Origin of the sequence: Alkalinema sp. FACHB-956 (genome assembly GCF_014697025.1) — a bacterium.
Lineage (GTDB): Bacteria > Cyanobacteriota > Cyanobacteriia > Leptolyngbyales > Leptolyngbyaceae > Alkalinema.
In genome coordinates this window covers 11118-32640 of record NZ_JACJRC010000023.1, presented here as the reverse complement: position 1 = coordinate 32640, position 21523 = coordinate 11118, and the positions used below count along the sequence as shown (strand labels likewise).

Genomic DNA, 21523 nt, shown 5'->3' with positions numbered 1-21523 from the left:
ATGAAAGCCCTAATTTTATCCGGTGGTAAAGGCACTCGTCTGCGTCCGCTCACCTATACGGGGGCAAAACAACTGGTTCCCGTTGCTAACAAACCTGTGCTTTGGTACGGCATCGAAGCGATCGTGGCTGCAGGCATTACGGACATTGGCATTATCATCAGCCCCGAAACCGGCGAGGAAGTGCGGACAAAAACGGGCAACGGCGATCGTTTTGGGGCCAATATCACCTACATTCTCCAGGAGCAAGCAGCAGGACTGGCCCACGCAGTGAAAACCGCTCAGCCTTTCCTCGGTGATTCAGCCTTTGTTATGTATTTGGGGGATAACCTGATTCCCGATCCGCTCCATGACTTTGCCAATGTATTCAAGGAACGTAGCTTAGATGCCTTAATTTTGCTGCGGGCAGTTAGTGATCCCACAGCTTTTGGGGTGGCGCAGGTCGATGGTGCAGGGCGCGTCCTGAAATTAGTGGAAAAGCCGAAAAACCCACCTTCTAACTTGGCACTGGTGGGCATCTATTTCTTCAGCGCAGCCGTGCATGAGGCGATCGCGCGGATTCAACCCTCGGCTCGGGGTGAATTGGAAATTACCGATGCCATCCAAGACCTGATTGACCACCAGCGATCGATCGAAGCGCGGCAACTCCAAGGCTGGTGGTTGGATACTGGAAAAAAAGATGATTTGCTGGAAGCCAATCGGATTCTCTTAGATACCCGCTTAACAAAGGTCGTGAACGGGATCGTAGACGATCGTAGCCAAGTCCTAGGTCGAGTGCAGATCGGCGAAGGTACCCGTATTATTAACTCCACCATTCGCGGCCCCGTTGCCATTGGTGCAAATTGCCATATCGAAAATAGTTTTATTGGCCCTTACAGTAGCATTGCCGATAACGTCATCCTACGGGAGGTAGACTTGGAACATAGTATGTTACTTCAAGGCGCTAAGGTGGAGGGCATTCATCAACGGATTGTGGATAGTGTGATTGGGCAGCGAGCCAAGCTAACGGAAGCGCCATCCCGTCCCAAAGCGCTGCGTTTTATGATTGGCGATGATTCCCATGTGGAGTTGGTATAGTCCTAGGGCCTGTTACTTGAAGCCTGTTACTTGTAATAAAGCCTGTTACTTGAAGCCTGTTACTTGAAGCCTGTTACTTGTAATAAAGCCTGTTACTTGAAGTCTGTTACTGGAGTCTGTGACCTGGAGTCTGCTATGTCAAAGGAACCCCTTGCTTCTCAATCTTCTTCCCATCGCGATCGCCGGATTTTGATCACTGGAGGGGCAGGCTTTATTGGCTCTAATTTTGTGCATCATTGGTGTAAGCGATATCCCAACGATCGCGTGGTGGTACTGGATGCATTAACCTATGCGGGGAATCTCAATAATCTAGCTGCTTTACAAAATCAACCGCAGTTTCGCTTTGTTCAGGGTAATATCTGCGATGCAGTATTGGTACAAAACCTGTTGCAGGAAGAAGCGATCGATACCGTGGCCCATTTTGCAGCGGAATCCCACGTCGATCGATCGATCCTCAACCCAGGCAGCTTTATCCAAACCAATGTGGTGGGGACGTTTACGTTATTAGAAGCATTTCGGCACCACTGGCAAACCGATGTAGCCCAAGTGGGGCGCGATCGCTATCGCTTTTTGCATGTTTCCACTGATGAAGTGTACGGTAGCCTTGCCCCAGAAGATCCCGCCTTTTGTGAAACCACACCCTACGCACCCAATAGTCCCTATTCGGCCTCCAAAGCAGGCAGCGACCACCTTGCCCGTGCTTATTTCCACACCTATGGGATGCCGACGCTGATTACCAATTGCTCCAATAACTACGGGCCATACCACTTCCCCGAAAAGTTGATTCCGTTGATGTGCATCAATATTTTGCTCGGTAAACCGTTACCTGTATATGGCGATGGTCAGAATGTACGGGATTGGCTGTACGTGGGGGATCACTGCTCGGCACTCGATCGGGTCATTCATGCGGGACAACCGGGCGAGACTTACAACATTGGTGGCAACAATGAGGTGAAAAACATCGAACTGGTACGCTTGATCTGTCAAGTCATGGATGAACGGGGCCCTGATTTACCCGTCAGCCCTGCGGAAAACTTGATTACCTTTGTCCAAGATCGCCCAGGGCACGATCGACGGTATGCCATCAATGCCAGCAAAATTCAGCGAGAGTTGGGTTGGATGCCCCAAGTGACCGTTGAACAGGGATTGCGACACACGATCGAGTGGTACTTACACAATCGTGACTGGTGGCAACCGCTGTTATCGGAGGATTATCAGCGTTATTACCAACAGGTGTATGCAGCCCCAGAAGGTCTGTCACAGGAGTACGTCGTCCAGCGATAGTATTCTTTTCGTTGTCTGAGGCAGAAAGAGTTGATAGTGGAACTGTAATGGGTTCCACTTCGACCACCATTCTTTTACCGCTATTTAGGGACAAATCTAAATGACAAGGGGAAAATTACTGAATCAATGAACAAAAATTTATAGAAATTGATTTAGATTGGTTTGCTCAATTTTAATTTATGCCCTTAGGATGATGTACACCTTGCTAGAATTTCAGCGTGATCTATCAAAATTCATTTAGCATCAGATATCCGACAAAAATTGTGGGTGAATCCTCCAGAAACTGCAATACTTTGAGCCAGAATAGGCTCATGAATCAGATTGGATTGCTGTAGCTATACCCCTTTAACTTGTCAGATTAATTCTTCACATCAGGACTAGAAATCACGTGGAGGACAGCCCAGTTAAGCTGATGACAAGAGGTATCAAATCTATGATTATGAATTCAAAATTTCGATTCAAAATTTATTTTTTACATCTTCCTGGGGATAGATAGAAACAAAAAATCACCCTCGAGATGGAGTCAAGAGAGCATCAAAAATTTGACAAACATAAATTCATATTCTTCTATTAGCGAGTAAAAAAAGAGTTAACTTTGAGTTGATTTTATTTTCAGGATAATCATTCAAAAAGTACAGATGATAGGGCTTTGAAACGGGATAATTTCCTAAAATAGAGCGTTTTTTGAATAAATTTGGTTGTTGAACTTGATTGAGTGTGTCCAAAGGTGCATGAAGATTAGATGAATCTCTCTAAGAGACCGCTACAAAGATAGGAGCAAGAATGTTATTTTCTTACTACTATTAGAATTCTTCCTGAGTCTAATAGTTTTGCTCCTGCTTTCCTGCTCAATTTGGTTATCTTGATTGATTGATTCTGAAGGATGAAACTTTAAACCAACTTTTCTTTGGTATCCATATCTTTCACTGTAGACATGAGAGATACCTAGTTTGTTCCTGACTTTCTCCAAGGAAATTTCTCTTTTTTAGTTGGCTATTGCATAGAGTATATCGCTGATCTATCTAGAGGATGTTGACTCACATTGATTAATATCCACTATCTTTTAATTACTTGAAAGATAAAAAGATAAAAAGAAGGAGATTGTTTTTTAGTCGAAAAAACCTAGATACTGATTTATCAAGCACTCTATGATGATAGATTTTGCGAGGATTAACTCTGCAACGAAGGATTTTTTAAGTGATGATTGTAATCCAACGGAGAACTATGGCATCCATGAGTGATTGCATCTCCTAAATGACTAATCATTAGCCTTGGGAGCGTCTTTTAGCGTTAAGACATATATCCATGGTTTAGATGTCGTTGATGTCAATTTATTCGCATTATTAGCCAATCCGCATCTATACATGGGTTAAGTACAATTCGGTTGAATCGCGTAGACAGATATCTATAAATGAAATTGACTGTATCACATTAATGGCATAGCATTAGCACAATTACACCGATGGCATTACGTTGACATCATTGAATGACAACTAGATAACAAGACGTCAACAATACTGCACTAACGTCGCTGTATGGATATATAAATTGATATTAAAAATATAGGTGGAACACGGTTGAGAGATGGATGAAGTAGAATCCTCTCTAACTTCAGGATCAATCAAACCACCATCAGCCAAACTGCTATCGGCTTGCGACATAGTGATTTGTGAAAACAATCACATTCTATTTTTATAGTTCACACTGTTTTATGTAGAACAAAATCACCAGTAATATTTGGTACTGCTTGCTCTATACCCGTTAATCACTCAATTGAATATTAGCCAATTAGTTGCTCAAGATTTTTTTTAGGACAGTGAACATGGGAAATCTTTTGGAATCCAGCTATTCATGCGCTTCTTTCCCTTGGAACCAGACGAATATTGACTATCCCTCCAATAGCTGTATTCATCATGTTTTTCAATCTCAGGTCGGACACCAACCCGATGCTGTTGCAGTCATCTTACCATCCTCTACAGAATCAGATGAGATCCATTTAAGTTATCGTGAACTGAACGATCGTGCCAATTGTTTAGCACAACAACTACAAGTATTAGGTGTGACAACCGAAACCTTTGTAGCGATCGCAATGGATCGATCGATCGAATTAATGGTGGCAATTTTGGGTGTCCTGAAAGCAGGAGGGGTGTATGTACCGCTCGATCCCGCCTACCCCACCGATCGCTTGGCCTTCATGCTGGAAGACAGTCAGGCTCCAGTGCTGCTGACCCAATCCCATTTGCGAGATCGGCTCCCTCCGACCCAGGCTCAGATCTTCTGTCTGGATGCTGGCTGGGGAGTTGATGCACCCCCCAATTCCCAAGCTCCAGAAGTCCCGATCGCCGCTGAAAATCTAGCCTACGTTAATTACACATCTGGTTCCACAGGCCGACCCAAGGGCGTTGCCATTCCCCATCGCGCCGTGTTGCGGTTAGTATTCGGTGCAACCTATACGCCCCTAGATGGCCAGCAAACGTTCCTGCAATTGGCTCCTGTGTCCTTTGATGCGGCAACGTTGGAAATTTGGGGAGCGCTGCTCCACGGGAGTCGCTGTGTGCTCTATCCCGAAAATGGTCTGCCCGATCCCCAGACGTTAGGGCAGATCATTCGAGACTATCGCATTACAACAATGTGGTTAACGGCAGCCTTGTTTAATACGATCGTCACGGAAGCGCCGGAAACCTTGCAAGGGGTGAAGGAACTACTGACCGGAGGGGAAGCCCTATCCGTTGCCCACATTCGCCAAGCCCAAACTTTGCTGCCGGACACCCAGCTAATCAACGGTTACGGCCCCACGGAAAGTACGACGTTTACCTGCTGCTACCGTATTCCTCGCCCCCTTGATCCCGCTTGGACTTCCATCCCGATCGGGACCCCGATCGGCAATACCCAGGTCTATGTTTTGGATGACCAAATGCAGCCGGTGGCAATGGGGGCGGTCGGTGAGTTGTACATCGGCGGTGATGGCTTAGCGCGCGGCTATCTCAACCGACCTGACCTGACTACAGAGCGCTTTGTTCCTAATCCATTCCAGGCTGATCCCCAAGCCAAACTCTATAAAACTGGCGATCTGGTACGCCATCTATCTGACGGTAATTTGGAGTTTATCGGTCGGACTGATCACCAAGTCAAAATTCGTGGCTACCGCATTGAACTAGGGGAAATTGAAACGGTACTCAGTCAGCAACCGGGGGTGCGGGATGCGATCGTGCTGGTACGGGAGGATCGACCCGGTGATAAACAACTAGTTGCCTACCTGACGGCGCAGCCCCAGCAAATATTAGAGATCCCAACCATCCGAGCAGCCCTGCAAAACCAGTTAGCAGACTACATGGTTCCAGGGGCAATCGTAATTCTCGATAAAATTCCCCTGACACCCAACGGGAAAGCCGATCGCAGGGCTCTTCCCAAACCGGAGCGATCGACCCCTGTGTCCTCTCTGGTGCGTGCGAAAAATGTTACGGAACAGCAGCTGGTGGAATTGTGGAGCGAAATTCTAGGACTGTCCCAAGTCAGCGTGGATGAAAATTTCTGCGATCTGGGTGGCACGTCGCTCCTAGGACTACAACTGGTGACCCGTATTCAGAAGCAATTTAATCTTGATCTGCGTGCGGTCAAACTATACCAATACCCAACGATACGGTCACTAGCGGCGTATTTGGTGCAACTGCAACAGAAGTCGGGCAGCCCTTGGGAGCATCCCCTGCAACGATCGCCCCAAGGACAGCGCCCGTCATCCCTCTCAACCGCAGTCGAAGGCATTGCGATCGTGGGGATGGTCGGACGGTTTCCGGGTGCCAATTCGATCGCGGAGTTTTGGCAAAACCTTGTTAATAACGTTGAATCGACTACCTTCTTTAGTCCAGACGAGATCGACCCCAGTGTTGACCCCGAACTACGCCATGATCCCAACTACGTCCGGGCTAGGGGGACGATCTCTGGCGCGGAAGACTTTGATGCAGCGTTCTTTGGCATTAGCCCCCGGGAAGCGGAAGTGATGGATCCTCAGGCACGGGTCTTCCTGGAACTGGCCTACGAAGCTCTGGAAACCGCTGGTTATCATCCCGATACCTATTCCGGCTCGATCGGTCTCTATGCTGGGTCTGGTCAGAATACCTACTTTGAACGGCATCTCTGCGGGCGGCCAGAAATCATCGATCGCATCGGGGCATTCCAGACCATGCTGGCCAATGAAAAGGACTTTGTCACCACCCGCATTGCCTACAAACTCAATCTGCAAGGTCCCAGCGTCAGCATCAATACGGCTTGTTCCACCTCCCTGGTGGCCGTGGGACAGGCGGTACAGGGATTACTGAGTCACCAGTGCGACTTGGCCTTGGCAGGCGGCGTTTCCATCACCACGCCACAGAATACGGGCTATCTTTACCAGGAAGGCAGTATGCTCTCCCCCGATGGCCGGTGTCGCCCCTTTGATGCCGAGGCCCAGGGGACAATGTTCAATAGCGGGGCGGGCATTGTCGTGCTGAAGCGGTTGGCCGATGCCTTGGAAGCGGGCGATCTCATCTATGCGGTAATCAAAGGTGTGGGGCTGAATAACGACGGCAGCGATAAGGTCAGCTTTACCGCCCCCAGTGTCCAAGGGCAGGCTAGGGCGATCGTCCAGGCCCAAACCATGGCGGGGGTGAATCCGGAAAGCATTAGCTATGTGGAAACCCACGGCACGGCAACACCCTTAGGTGACCCGATCGAAGTAGAAGCCCTGACCCAAGCCTTCCAACGGCAAACCCAACGGCAGCAATTCTGCGCGATCGGGTCGATTAAAAGTAACATTGGCCATGCGGTGGCAGCGGCAGGGGTGGCCGGGTTGATGAAAACGGCGCTGGCCCTTTACCACGAGCAACTACCCGCCAGCCTGAATTTTACGGCCCCCAACCCGCAAATTGATTTTGCCCAGAGCCCGTTTTACGTTAATGCCCACAACCAAGCTTGGCTGCGCAGTGAGTCACCCCGGCGGGCCGGCGTCAGTTCCTTTGGGGTGGGCGGCACCAATGCCCATGTGATTGTGGAGGAAGCCCCGATCGTACCGCCCTCTGGCCCCTCCCGTCCGGTGCAACTGTTGCTCCTGTCCGCCAAAACGCCCACGGCCCTCGATCGGGCAACGGACAACCTGCGGGACTTTCTCTCGCAAGCGACCGAATTGAACTTGGCAGTCAACTTGGCGGATGTGGCCTATACGCTGCAACAGGGACGCAAAGGCTGGAAGCATCGGCGCTTCGTCATCGGTCGTGATGTAGCATCGGCGATCGCGGCCTTAACACCCAGCGAAACCCAGCGTCCGGCCACCCGTAGCCCACAGCCATCTCCACCGGAAGTCGTGTTCATGTTCCCCGGCCAAGGCTCGCAATATTTGCACATGGGCGCAAATCTGTACCAGCGGGAACCCGTCTTTCAGGCAACGGTCGATCGCTGTGCTGCCATTCTCCAACCCTTGCTGGGCTGCGACCTGCGGGCAATCCTCTACCCCGCCGAAGCTGACGCGGAAATGGCAGCGGCACGGCTCAAACAAACCCTGTACACCCAACCGGCCCTATTCACGATCGAATACGCCCTGGCCCAACTGTGGATTAGTTGGGGGGTACAGCCAGCCGCCTTGATCGGTCATAGCATTGGTGAATTTGTGGCAGCTTGTCTAGCGGGGGTGTTTTCCCTAGAGGATGGACTGAAGCTGGTAGCCACCCGAGGCCAGATGATGTGGGAGTTGCCGCCGGGAACCATGCTCTCGGTCAGGCTGCCAGCGGAAACAGTTGCACCTCGGTTGACGGCAGACATGGCGATCGCGGCGATTAATGGCCCCGCCCTCTGTGTGGTATCAGGGCCGACGGAAGCGGTGGCGAAATTGCAAGCGGAATTGGAAGCGGAGGACGTTATCTGTAAACCCTTGCACACCTCCCACGCCTTCCATTCCCCCATGATGGAGCCAGTGGTTGCGCCCTTTGCAGAACTGGTCAAACAAATCCAGCTTTCCCCGCCCCAGATTCCCTTTGTGTCCACGGTGACGACGGATTGGATTCGGGATGAGCAAGCCACCGATCCGCTCTACTGGGCTAGCCACCTACGGGAAACGGTGCGGTTTACGGAGGGGGTGCAAACCCTGTGGCAACAGCCAGAACGGGTGTTGCTGGAAGTGGGTCCCCGGACGACGGCAACCACCCTGGCTCGCCAGCAGGCCAAGGATCTCAAGCGGCAGATCGCCATTCCCTCCCTGGGCAGCAGTGCCGACGATGAGGGGGAATGGGTCAGCTTAATGCAAGCGATCGGGCATTTGTGGTTATCGGGGGTGGCGATCGATTGGGCTGCTTTCTATACCGATGAGTACCGTCACCGGGTGCCTCTGCCCACCTATCCCTTTGAGCGGCAACGCTACTGGATTGATCCCAAACCAGCCGTTCCCGTGGATTCCCCCGCTGAGATCGGGCCGGAGCCAATGCTGGCTGCCGCCGAGTTTGGCATAGACGCTTTGCCTGTAGTTTCTCTATTGAGTTCTCCTGCCGTCCCACCTGAGGTGATTTCTACTATGGCTGAACCCCGTGTTAAACGTTTGATTCCTTTGTTACAAGAAGTTTTTGAAGAAACCTCTGGGTTTGAATTGGATAGCGAAGATTTGACGAGTACCTTCCTAGATTTGGGTATGGATTCGTTGACCTTGACCCAGGTGGCGTTGGCGGTGCAGAAAAAGTTCAAAGTCAAACTGACCTTCCGCAACCTACTCGAGGATTACCCCAACTTAGCTCGTCTATCGGAACACCTCGATCGCTTCTTATCTGTGGATGCTTTCCCGGCTCCGACGACGGTTGAGGAACCGACCCCAACACCGACCCTGGCTCCTGCAGTTCCATCCGCGCCAGTGATGGTTCCTGGATTACCAATCACTTCTTTTGCCCCTGTGGTCAACCCTAGCAATGGCAATGGCAACGGTAATGGTCATGGTAACGGCAATGGTTCCTACAGCCCGAGCGCGGCGACCTCTCCGGAACAAACCCGCGCGATCGAAGCGGTGATTGCCCAACAGTTACAAATCATGGCGCAGCAATTGCACATTTTAAATGGAGTAGGCAGTGCGGGTGCGATCGCTCAACCTCCCGTCAGCAATGGACCAGTCACGAATGGGCCAGTCACGAATGGGGCAATTTCCTCGCCCCTTGGGATAACGAATGGCGCGAGTCATGACTCTGGGAAAAATGCGACCAACGGCAGGACGAATGGGAGTCCCAATGGAACCTCTAACGGGCATGTAAACGCTGTTCTCCCCCAAGCTGCTACCCAGGGATCTGCTAATGGCCAAGACGCAGCAGCAGAGACAGCACCACCCAAGAAAAACTTTGGGCCAGGGGCCAAAATCGAAAAAACCAGTCATCATACCCTTACTGCCGAGCAGCAGGCCGCCCTCGATCGCATCATCCAGCGCTATGTTCGTCGTACCGTGGAATCCAAACGACAAACCCAAGAACATCGTCGTTATTTAGCCGACCCGCGTACGGTTTCCGGTTTTATGCCACTGTTGAAGGAAATTGTCTATCCCATCGTCACCGATCGTTCCAAGGGTTCCAAGCTCTGGGATGTGGATGGTAACGAATATATTGATTTGACCAATGGCTTTGGGTTGAACTTCTTTGGCTGGTCACCGGACTTTGTGGCCGATGCCGTCAAAGCGCAAATGGATGCCGGGATTGAAATTGGCCCGCAAACGCCGCTGGCGGGTAGGGTGGCCAAGATGGTCACAGAAATCACGGGCATGGAGCGGGTGGCCTTTTGTAACACCGGGTCGGAAGCGGTGATGGCGGCGATGCGGTTGTCCCGTACTGTCACCGGACGCAGCACGATCGCCATGTTTGCGGGGGGCTACCATGGCACCTTTGATGAAGTGATTGTTCGCAGTGGGCCAAAACTGCGATCGCTGCCTGCGGCTCCTGGGATTCTGCCCTCGATGTTTGAAAATGTTCTGGTGCTCGATTACGGCACCCCGGAATCCTTACAAATCCTCCGCGATCGGGCCGATGATTTGGCTGCGATTCTAGTGGAACCCGTGCAGAGCCGTCGCCCTGAACTGCAACCCCGAGAATTTCTCAAGGATTTGCGCGTGCTGACGGAGGCATCGGAGACAGCATTGATTTTTGATGAAGTGGTGACAGGGTTCCGAGTGCATCCCGGTGGTGCCCAAGCCTACTTTGACATTCGGGCGGACTTAGCGACCTATGGCAAAGTGATTGGCGGTGGGCTACCCATTGGCGTCGTGGCGGGTAAATCGCAATTTATGGATGCATTGGATGGGGGGCAATGGCAGTTTGGCGATGCTTCCTTCCCGGAAGTGGGTGTGACGTTCTTTGCGGGAACCTTTGTGCGGCACCCCATGGCGTTGGCGGCGGCGGAAGTCGTGCTGCAACGGCTGCAAGCAGCAGGTCCCAGTTTGCAACAGGGGCTGGCAGCGAAGGTCGATCGCTTTGCAACCCATCTGCAACAATACTGCGATCGCGTCCAAGCTCCGATTAAAATTGCCCACTTTAGCTCGTTCTTCTACGTCACCTACGCCCCCGAAGCCACCTACGGTAGTTTGTTGTTCTACCTACTGCGGGAACGGGGTGTGCACATTTGGGAACATCGGCCCTGCTTCTTCACCCTGGCCCACACCGATGAAGAGATCGAATTTGTGACCCGTGCCTTTAAGGACAGTATTGCGGAACTGCAAGCGGCAGGGCTTTTACCGGGAACAACAGGCGTGCAAGGCGATCGCAACCAACCGCCTCAGCCCGGTGCGCGCCTAGGCCGCGATCCCCAGGGCAATCCGGCCTGGTTTGTGCCCGATCCGGAGCGGCCTGGTAAATATCTGCAATTACAAGGGGTGTAATCATGACCGTTGGCTCAGTACCGGGGCAGCCTCGCGCCCACTATTCCCATCGTCGAACCTTTTCGGTCAAGGCGGCGCTGCAAACCTTAGTGAGTAAGCTCCCGATCGTGGCGGACTATTATGCTTACCACCGGGTATTTCCCAGAACCGCCAATGCCTATCGGGGGGTCTTTTCCTCCTTTGCCGAGGCAACGCAGGCGATTCCTAAAACCATACAAGCAGGCTATAACCATGCCTCGTTACATGGGGTTGATCAGGCTCAAACGTTGAAGCTAGAGGATTTAAACACCTTTCAGCCGATCGATTATCCGGTCTTAGTCTGGTTACGGGATGCCTTTACCGATAGCAAGACGGTGTTTGATTTGGGCGGGAATTTAGGGCAAAGCTACTATGCTTACCGCCGCTTAATTCCCTACCCCGCAGGGTTACAGTGGCAGGTCTGCGATGTACCAGAAAAGGTCAAGGTGGGCCAGGGGTTAATCCAGCGGATTCCTAGCCCTGGACTGAGTTACACCAGTGGCTTTGAAGCAGCCGACGGACAGGAAATTCTGCTGACCTGCGGTACGTTGCAATATTTGGAACCATCCCTGGCGGATATTTTGCGTCCCTTAGCTGTCAAACCCCGCCATTTGATTATTAATCACGTTCCGTTCTATCGCGGTGCTCAATACATCACGCTGCAAAATCTTTGGGGTTCCTACGCGCCTTATAAGATTCAGAACGAGGGGGAGTTTGTGGCGGACTTGGCAGCCTTAGGCTATCAACTCGTCGATCGCTGGTGCATCGATCGCACCTGTACGATTCCCTTTCATCCCGATCGCTTTGTCGAGGCTTACCAAGGATTTTATTTCCGTCAGGCGATCGCAGGCTAGGGATCATTTGCATAAGTAGCCGTTTGGTAGCCCTTGCGTAACTATGCATCACTAACCCTTGCATCAACTTGCATCAATAAATGCACCTGTATTTTGGGAGAATTGCCATGTCATTGACTCAAACAGATACCCCCTCTACATCGCAATCTGCATCGCAATCTGTATTACGACCTGATCGAATTTTTGAACCGTCACCGGATTTTCGGGATAAGTTTAATCGCTTGCCCTTTATGTATTCCCACTATTTGGCGGATCATCCTTTGATGCAATTGCCCCGTTTAGTGGAGTTGGCGAATACCTTGATTCAGTATGGCCCAGGAAGCATCCGTTGTCAGGCCAGCAAAATGCCAAAACATCTGAAATGGACGGATGCCACGCTTAAGGAGGATTTGCAGGAAAAGTTGCCGGAATTTATTGCTAACATTGAGCATTCCGAATCTTGGCTATTACTCTACAGCGTACAGCGCGATCCGGAATATCGTGCTCTAGTAGACCAAATCATTGATGAACTGGAACAGTTGACGGGGCAACCCCTGCGGCAGGAAATGTCTTGGATGGATGCCTATATTTTTATTGCGTCTCCCTGCGCTGTAACGTCCTACCACATTGACCACGAATCCACTTTCCTCATGCAAATGCATGGCGATCGGACTTCTAATCTTTTCGATGGCAACGATCGCAGCATTTTAACAGACGAAGAATTAGAAAACTTCTACATCGGTGATTTAACCGCAGCAACCTATAGCGATGCAAAGCAAGCCAAAGCCTACGTCTATCCCATCACGGCAGGAAAAGGGGTTCACCATCCCGTTTGCGCTCCCCATTGGTATCAGAATAGAGAACAATATTCCATCGCCCTAGGGATACATTTTGATTTCAAATCCGACGATCTACGAGCAAGAGTTCATCAAGCAAATTACTATTTACGTAAATTAGGCTTAAAGCCCACACCTCCTGGTCAATCGGCATTCAAAGATTCGCTTAAAATCAAATTGATTGGTTTATTCAGCGATCGCTCTCCCAAAACCAAAAGTGATGTTCTCTATTCAGGAATTCGTCGCTTGCGTGGGATAGCGACCAAGATGGCCCATACTTTCACATTTTTTGCAAAAGCCTCTGATTCACTTAAACTTTGAACCATTTACTTTACAGAGATGAGAATTGCCGCAATTATGAAACTTAAATTTGCAATCATCTTTCAACAACTTTGTTGTTAATCTTTGGCTTTACCTTTTCAGTTCATATTTCTAAACTGATCAGTATACACTCAGCAAGCTGTCTGCAAGATCCGTTTATTGTTATTCACAGTTCGTTCTGAGCTAGATAAACCTGTTGCCATCGACTTCGCCAATTCATTCCTCCTGTCATTGCATCATTCAATTATGGTTTCAGCATATCCTAACCTCAATCCCACAGTGAATGCGGTTGACTTTGACCCCTTTGCTAGTGGAGAAGTTCTGTTAACTGCACCTGCCACGGAAGCTCAAAAGGAAATCTGGGCTTCCGTGCGGATGGGCCAGGAAGCCAACTGTGCTTATAACGAATCCCAATCCTTGCGGTTGCAGGGACTGTTCGATCGCAAAGCCTTTGAACAAGCGGTTCAGTCTCTAGTATTGCGCCATGAATCATTGAGATCGACCCTGAGTCCTGATGGTCAACATCTCTGCATCAACGATGATCTGGTTCTGGAGATCACAGGAGCAGATTGGTCGAACTTGTCAGAGGCCGATCGAGCCGATCAGATGGCCCAACGCCGCCAGCAGGCTGTCAAAGAGCCGTTTGATTTGGAACATGGCCCCTTGGTTCGGGTGGAACTATATCGTTTGCAACCAGAGGAGCATTTTGCGATCGTTACGGCCCATCACATTATTTGCGATGGCTGGTCTTGGGCAGTTTTGATGAATGATCTGGGACAACTCTATTCAGCCCATAAAACAGGAACCCCTCCAGACCTTGAACCGGTCGATCGCTTTAGCGACTATGCTCAGCAGGTAGCCGATCAAGCTACGAGTCCAGACGCTCAAGCCTCTGAGCAATATTGGCTCAAACTATTTGCGGATTCCGTACCGGTTGTGGATTTTCCGACGGATCGAACGCGCCCATCCTTCCGCACCTTCAACGCCGATCGGGAAGACTATGAACTCTCGCCGCAATTGGTCGCCGATCTGAAGCAATTAGGCAAAACCGCAGGCTGTAGTTTTATGTCCGTCCTGCTTGCAGGGTTTGAAGCTTGGTTAGCTCGACTGACGCAACAGGCTGATGTCGTGGTCGGGGTGTTGGCGGCAGGCCAAGCAGCCAGCGGGTTATATAACCTTGTGGGTCATTGTGTGAGCCTCTTGCCAATGCGCAGTCGGGTGGACAGCCAGCAATCCTTTCGGGATTATTTAGCGGCTCGGAAATCCACCATTCTCGATGCCTACGATCACCAACAATTTACCTACGGTAGCCTGGTGCAGAAGCTGCGCATTCCCCGGGATCCCAGCCGCATCCCCCTTGCACCGATTTTGCTGAACATTGACCAAGGGTTAGACAGTAGTCAATTGCCCTTCAATGGGTTAACCGTCGAGTTTTTCTCCAATCCTCGCGCCTATGAGAACTTTGAACTGTTTGTCAATGCAACGGAATTGAATGGTCGGCTGACCCTAGAATGCCAATACAACACGAATTTATTTGACGGTGCAACAATTCGGCAACGGATGGCGGAACTGGAAACGCTACTGAGCGCGATCGTGCAAAATCCCGACCAAGCGATCGGGCAGTTGCCCCTGCTGCCTGAGTACGAGTGGCAACAGATCCAGCAATGGAACCAAACCCAAGCGTCCTATGCGTCCGATGCCTGCATTCACCACCTAGTAGCCCAGCAGGCTGCGGCCACGCCAGAGGCCACGGCAGTGGTGTATGAAGAGCAGCGCCTGTCCTATGGCGATCTGGATCGTCGTGCCAATCAACTAGCCCACTATCTGCAATCCCAGGGGGTGGGGCCGGATACGTTGGTGGGCATTAGTCTAGAGCGATCGCCGGATCTCTTAGTAGCGATGCTGGGTGTTCTGAAAGCAGGAGGAGCCTACGTCCCCCTCGATCCCAGCTATCCGACCGATCGGCTCGCCTACATGATGACTGATGCCCAGTTAACCCTATTGCTCACCCAGGGCACCGTGGCCCATCAGGTTCCATCCGGTGATATTCCCACCCTGCAACTCGATCGCGATTGGCCCACGATCGCTCAACAATCCAGTGCAGCACCTGTTTCTCCAGTCACGCCCGATCATTTGGCCTACGTCATCTACACCTCTGGCTCCACGGGTAAACCTAAGGGCGTACAGGTCCCCCACCGAGGAGTCGTCAACTTCCTACAAAGCATGGCACAACAACCGGGTATCCAGGCCCAGGATGTTCTCCTCTCCGTCACCACATTGTCCTTTGATATTGCGGTGCTGGAATTGCTGTTACCGCTCACCGTCGGTGCCAGTACCGTCCTAGTCAGTCGTGCCACGGCTATGAATGGGGAAGCCCTGTTGCAAACCTTGGTGCGATCGCAGGCCACGATTATGCAGGCCACCCCTGCCACTTGGCGATTACTTTTGGCATCGGGGTGGACAAGCGCCCCCAATCTGAAAATTCTCTGCGGTGGGGAAGCTCTCACCTTACCCTTAGCCCAGGAACTTACCCAGCGGGTAAAAGAAGTCTGGAACATGTACGGGCCAACGGAAACTACGATTTGGTCTACCTGTTATCCTGTGCCCCAAGATGCCACCCATGTTTTAATTGGTCGCCCGATCGCCAATACCCAGGTCTATGTGCTGGATGAATTACAACAGCCAGTGCCGATCGGCGTCCCTGGCGAGCTGTATATTGGCGGCACAGGCGTTGTACGAGGCTATTGGAATCGGCCTGAGTTGACCGCGGAACGGTTTATCCCCGATCTTCTGAGTACCCCGCCCGCCCGTCTCTACCGGACTGGGGATTTAGTGCGACTGCTGCCCAATGGCAATTTGGAATATTTACAACGCATTGATAACCAAGTCAAAGTGCGGGGCTTCCGCATTGAATTGGGGGAAATTGAATCAACCATGCTGCAATCGGCAGGGGTAAAGGAAGCCGTTGTCACGGTACGCGAAGAAACCTCCGGGGAAAAAACCTTGGTAGGCTATGTGGTGCCCCAGGCAGGCAGCACGGATCTCACGGCAACCCTGCGCCAGTTCCTCAAGGGGAAGCTGCCAGACTATATGGTGCCCAATGCCTTTATGGTACTGGATGCCCTACCCCTCACCCCCAATGGCAAGGTCGATTGCAAAGCCTTACCCGCGCCAGATGCGACCCGTCGTGATTTGATCGAAAGTTATGTTGCACCTCGCACACCGGTGGAACAAACAATCGCGGAAATTTGGGCCAATGTCTTGAGTCTTGATCGGGTGGGGATTCACGATAACTTCTTTGAGTTGGGCGGGTATTCCCTCTTAGCCATTCAGATTGTGTCCCGCTTGCGTCCTGCGCTCCAAGTTGAAATTCCCTTACCTAGTTTGTTTGATTTACCCACGGTGGCCGAGCTAGCCAATCGAGTAGAAGCCTTGCGTTGGGCTACTCAGTCAGATAATGCATCGATCGCAGACGGTGCTGAAGACTATGAAGAGGGCGAACTGTAGCAGAATGGCCATTCGTTACAGCCGCAGTTCGTTCGTTACTTTAGGTCATTAGCTAAGGGGAAGATTTGAAACTATGGGACTTGCAACGCTAGATCAACTCCTATCGGAGTTACGTCAACGGGAGGTGCAATTGTGGCTGGAGGGCGATCGGCTACGCTATCGTGCTGCCAAGGATGTCCTGTCAGCAGATCTGTTAGCGGCAATGAAAGCTCGCAAAGCGGAACTGATCGAGTTTTTACAACAGGCGATCGCTAGCGCAAATGCGCATTTGCCTACGATCGCAACCCTGGATCGATCGCAACCCTTACCGCTCTCCTTTGCCCAGCAACGCTTCTGGATGTTGCAACAGTTTGAGCCGCAGAGCTCGTCCAATAACATGCCCGTGGTGGTACGGTTCACCGGTCATTTAAATGTTGCGGTGTTGGAGCAGAGTCTTCAGGAAGTGGTCAACCGCCATGAAGTTCTGCGGGCAACTTTTCCGGCAGTCAAGGGTCAGCCGACTTTGGTGATTCATCCAGAGGTGCAGATCAAGCTGCCGATCGTGGATCTCCAACATCTACCGAAGGAGCAACGAACTGCCGAAGCCCATCGCCTCGCCACCCATGAAGCCCATTACCCGATCGATTTAAATAATGGTCCCATGTTGCGGCTGTTGTTGTTGCGGTTGAGTACGGATGAGCATCTTTTACTGTGGAATTTGCATTGTTTAGTCTGTGATGGTGCATCCTCCGATGTGTTTTATCAAGATCTCACCACAATTTACGGTGCCTTGATTGCGGGACAACCTTCTCCATTAGCCCCGCTCCCGATTCAGTATGCCGATTTTGCCCATTGGCAACGCAACTGGCTCCAGGGTGAAGTGCTCGATCGGCAATTGAGCTACTGGAAACAGCAACTGTCAGGCAGTTTACCCATTGCGAATCTTCCCTATAACCAACTACGTCCCCCCATCATTCGGACTTATAAGGGCGATCGCAGTGCTCGGATGTTACCAAAGGAACTGAACGACCAGTTAACAGCCCTGAGCCAACGGTTGGGTGGCACATTATTCATGGTGTTGCTGGCAGCGTTTGAATTATTACTCTATCGCTATGCCCAGCAAGAGGAAATGCTGATTAGCTTTGCCAGCGGTGGGCGTAGCCAGGTAGAAACCGAGCGACTGCTGGGCTTCTTCTCCAATACGTTGATTTTGCGAGCCCAGTGCGGCGGTAATCCCACGTTCCGTGAATTATTCGATCGAGTGCGCCAAGCGACGTTAAAAGCCTATGCCCATCAGGATGTTCCCTTTGAAAAAATCATTGAAGAACTCAAGCCCGAGGGACAAAATTTACTGTCCTTGTTTCAGGTGAAATTTGCCCTGAATCCACCTTGGTCGAATGGGCGTGGTATGGCATCTGTCCAGCTACCCGATTTAACAATCACTTCGTTGTTTGGCTACATCTATCATGGTCAAACCAAGTATGACCTGATCTTGGTGATGCGGGAACAGGATGAAGGGTTGGGGGCAGTCTTTGACTACAACGCAGAACTGTTTGATGCGGCTACGATCGCCCAAATGTTGGGGCATTTCCAAACCCTGTTAGAACAGATCGTGGCGAATCCCGATCGACTAATTTCAGAGTTGCCATTGCTCACACCGGAGGAACAAGCCCAACGGTTAGCCCTGGTAACCCAGGCTTGTGACTTAAACTCGGCGGCCTTGGCCCCATCTAAGCAACCAGCCCTACTCCATCGTCAAATTGAACTTCAGGCAGAACGTTACCCCCAAGCCATCGCGATCGTAGAAGACGCAAAGGCAATCTCGCTGACTTACAGTCAACTGAATCAACAGGCGAATCAACGGGCTCGTCACTTACAGGAAATCGGTGTGCAGGCAGGCGATCGAGTGGCTGTGGCATGCCCACGATCAATCGATCTCATGGTTACCAGCCTTGCGGTACTCAAACTGGGGGCCGCATTCCTGTGGCTGCATCCTAATCAGCCATTGACCAATCCGTCTCAACCTTTAACGGATATTCAATCAACGGATATCCAATGGTTGTTAACTCAATCCGCTGATACCCTCACGGACTCAATTCCTGTTCCCACCCTCACTCTAGATAGCCTGCAAGTCGATCTAGCCTCCTACGCCTCCAGTAATCTTGATCTCGATTTCGCAGCGGACAGTCTAGCCTGCATTGTGGACATCTGCCAAGGGATAGCTCTCTCCCACGAAGGCTTGCTTACCCTGCTACTAGCTCCCATGGCGGAATCCACCGAAAGCGCAATCGTGCTTTCCCTGTCGCCGCTCGATTCTGGTCTAGTCTGGCATGAACTATGGGGCAGTTTAGTCCAAGGTCAAACGATCGTTCTGCCTCAGAACTTAACCCTGAAGACTGACCCGGCCCAAGTTGCCCAATGGATCAATCAAGCTGGCGTCTCTGACCTCTGGATGACGACTCCTTGTTTCCATCAATGGATGACCCAATGGAGCAGTCTGCCTCCATCTACTACAGCGCTGCGATCGCTACGCCGACTCTGGGTTGTGGGAGATTTTCTGACTCCATCCCAGGTGCAGCAGTGTTTACAAATCCTACCCCACGGCCAAATCCGTCGATGCGATGCTCCTAATACCCAGTGGCCGATTGTGGATTGGTCTTTGGTCACACTGACCCAGGCTGGATCGATCCTCTCCCAGGAATCGGGAACCAGCGTACGAGATCAGATGGTTCTGGATTCCCATCACCAACCGTTGCCCGCAGGGGCGATCGGGCGTCTGTACCTTGAACTCCCGGGTGTTGTTCCAGTGGGCGATCGGGGATCGGAAGATGTGATTTCTCATGGCTTCCAGCCAAAGGCTCCAGCTAGGCTCTATCGCACGACAAGCCTAGCTCGCTATGGGGTGGATGGTTCACTGGAACGCTTGGGACATTACGATCGGCAAGTTAAGATTCGCGATTTTGTTGTCCAACTACACTTGATTGAGCATTTGCTACACCAGCATCCAGCCATTGCAGAAGTTTGTGTGGTTGCACAATTGGATGGACAAGGGCAGCAACATCTTGTCACATACTTTGTGCCCCATCTAGATCAGGCTGTCACAGGCAGCGATTTAGTTGCTTTCCTCAAAGAACAATTGCCTAGCTACGGGATTCCGTCTGTCTTTGTCACGTTACCCAAGTTGCCGCTGACCGATCGGGGTAATTACGATTTTGCCCAATTGCCGATCGTCGAAGATGTCCAACTGCGCCAAGAATCTCAGATTGCACTCATCAGTTCGCGGGATGATTTAGAACTACAATTGACCCAATTGTGGGAAGAGGTATTAGGCATTCGCCCGATCGGCATTCGCGATAATTTCTTTGACCTGGGTGGCCATTCCCTCTTAGCTGTGCAACTGTTTGGCAAAATTGAAACCGTCTTTGGAACGGCGTTACCCTTAGCAACCTTGCTACAAGCTCCCACGATTGAGCAACAGGCGGAATTAATTCGTACCTACGGCATTACGCCTCCCCAGGAATGGCTAGTCCCTCTGCAACAAGGGACTTCCGATAACCCCCCGTTGTTCTGTATCTATGGCATTTTGCTATACCACGATCTCGCCAAGGCGATCGGGGCAGATCAAACGGTCTACGGGTTGTATTTGCAGGAAGAAGTTGATCTATTGCGGCAGGAGGGCCTTGAAGTCGCCGATCAACTGGGCACCGTGCAACAGGTGGCCGAACGGTATCTTCAAAAAGTTAGAACGATTCAACCCACAGGGCCTTATCTCTTAGCGGGAGAATCCTTTGGCGGGATTGTAGCCTACGAAATGGCACAACTTCTGCAAGCCCAAGGAGAAACTGTCGCATTGCTAGCGATGTTTGATACTTTGGCTCCAGACTGTTCGCTCAAGCTGTCTCGTTCCCAACGAGCGACCCAGCATTTAGCGAAGTTAGTGCAAGAGGGTCCCACCTACTTATTGGAAAAAGTAGGGGCCAAACTCAAGTCGAAGGTAGGCTATGCAGGTCTTACCCTGGATCGGTCTACGAACTCGACGGCTGCCTCGGTTGATGATTTACGGCAACAATTTCGGCAACAGATTGGCAAAAATTATCAACCCAGTGCCTATGCAGGAAAAGTAACCCTATTTCGTGCCCTCGATCGCGGAGAGTTTGAATCGATCGAAGTTGATCCCCTCTTCGGTTGGGATCGGTTTGCGGAGCTAGGCGTGGATGCCTTTGATATTCCGGGAGATCATATTGGAATTCTCAAGGATCCCAATGTTCAACCGTTAGCACACCATCTCCGGCACTGCATCCGCCAAGGTCTCTTAGGCTAGCCTCAAGCCAACCCAATGATAAGTCTACGCCTTGCCCCCTTCCTGTCCCAATGATTCAGTGTGAACTGTTTTCCCACCTATTTTTTCGCAGAAAAGGGGTGGGAAAATTTCTCTCACGCCATGCTCAAGGTGGTCTGTAACATTGGGCAATGGGGCGATCCACATAATGTTGAAAGATTCAAACCTGAACGAATAGATCACTCTCAGTGAATATATTGATAGGAAGAAGTCTGCCCCCCAACTCAAGCATTCATCAGTCATGGATTGCCACACTCGGTTATGAAACGACCTAGATTACTAAACAACCTAGGTTACTCAACGACCTAGACTATGCCTTAAACAATAAAACAGAATACAAAGTCATAGTAGAACTTCAATAAACTGAAGTTTTCTCCTATAAAAAAGGGTCTATCACCCAGTCTGAGTTTAAATTTGAGAATTTTCACCTTAAATCTTTCACTTTAAATTTAAAATGGCAAATTTATCA

Annotated in this window: 7 protein-coding genes; all 7 read left to right on the top strand. The window is 50.9% G+C overall.

Going from position 1 to position 21523, the window contains the following annotated elements:
• The 7 genes from H6G21_RS19695 to H6G21_RS19665 all read left to right on the top strand — a co-directional run bounded on the left by H6G21_RS19695 (position 1) and on the right by H6G21_RS19665 (position 21036).
• Positions 1–1074 (top strand): glucose-1-phosphate thymidylyltransferase, encoded by a 1074-nt coding sequence (locus tag H6G21_RS19695; protein ID WP_190575125.1) that lies wholly within the window; start codon positions 1–3, stop codon positions 1072–1074.
• A gap of 135 nt (positions 1075–1209) precedes the next feature.
• Positions 1210–2358, top strand: a complete 1149-nt coding sequence (gene rfbB, locus H6G21_RS19690; protein ID WP_190575124.1) for a dTDP-glucose 4,6-dehydratase — start codon at positions 1210–1212, stop codon at positions 2356–2358.
• A 1822-nt stretch (positions 2359–4180) separates the two neighbouring features.
• Positions 4181–11221, top strand: a complete 7041-nt coding sequence (locus H6G21_RS19685; protein WP_190575123.1) for a polyketide synthase — start codon at positions 4181–4183, stop codon at positions 11219–11221.
• Between the two features lie 2 nt (positions 11222–11223).
• A complete protein-coding gene (locus H6G21_RS19680) occupies positions 11224–12093 on the top strand; it encodes a TIGR04325 family methyltransferase (protein ID WP_190575122.1) in 870 nt (289 codons plus the stop codon).
• A 107-nt stretch (positions 12094–12200) separates the two neighbouring features.
• Positions 12201–13229 (top strand): hypothetical protein, encoded by a 1029-nt coding sequence (locus H6G21_RS19675; protein ID WP_190575121.1) that lies wholly within the window; start codon positions 12201–12203, stop codon positions 13227–13229.
• Between the two features lie 246 nt (positions 13230–13475).
• Positions 13476–16736: a non-ribosomal peptide synthetase gene (locus tag H6G21_RS19670; protein ID WP_190575120.1), complete on the top strand. Its 3261-nt coding sequence runs from the start codon at positions 13476–13478 to the stop codon at positions 16734–16736.
• A 73-nt stretch (positions 16737–16809) separates the two neighbouring features.
• Positions 16810–21036, top strand: coding sequence for a condensation domain-containing protein (locus H6G21_RS19665; protein ID WP_190575119.1), 4227 nt, complete (start codon positions 16810–16812; stop codon positions 21034–21036).
• The last annotated feature ends 487 nt before the right edge of the window (positions 21037–21523 follow it).

What these genes read in the sequence shown, in the direction of transcription:
- H6G21_RS19680 (WP_190575122.1), top strand. Translation starts at nt 11,224, where the DNA reads ATGACCGTTGGCTCAGTACCGGGGCAGCCTCGCGCCCACTATTCCCAT.
- H6G21_RS19695 (WP_190575125.1), top strand. Translation starts at nt 1, where the DNA reads ATGAAAGCCCTAATTTTATCCGGTGGTAAAGGCACTCGTCTGCGTCCG.
- H6G21_RS19670 (WP_190575120.1), top strand. Translation starts at nt 13,476, where the DNA reads ATGGTTTCAGCATATCCTAACCTCAATCCCACAGTGAATGCGGTTGAC.
- H6G21_RS19665 (WP_190575119.1), top strand. Translation starts at nt 16,810, where the DNA reads ATGGGACTTGCAACGCTAGATCAACTCCTATCGGAGTTACGTCAACGG.
- H6G21_RS19685 (WP_190575123.1), top strand. Translation starts at nt 4,181, where the DNA reads ATGGGAAATCTTTTGGAATCCAGCTATTCATGCGCTTCTTTCCCTTGG.
- rfbB (WP_190575124.1), top strand. Translation starts at nt 1,210, where the DNA reads ATGTCAAAGGAACCCCTTGCTTCTCAATCTTCTTCCCATCGCGATCGC.
- H6G21_RS19675 (WP_190575121.1), top strand. Translation starts at nt 12,201, where the DNA reads ATGTCATTGACTCAAACAGATACCCCCTCTACATCGCAATCTGCATCG.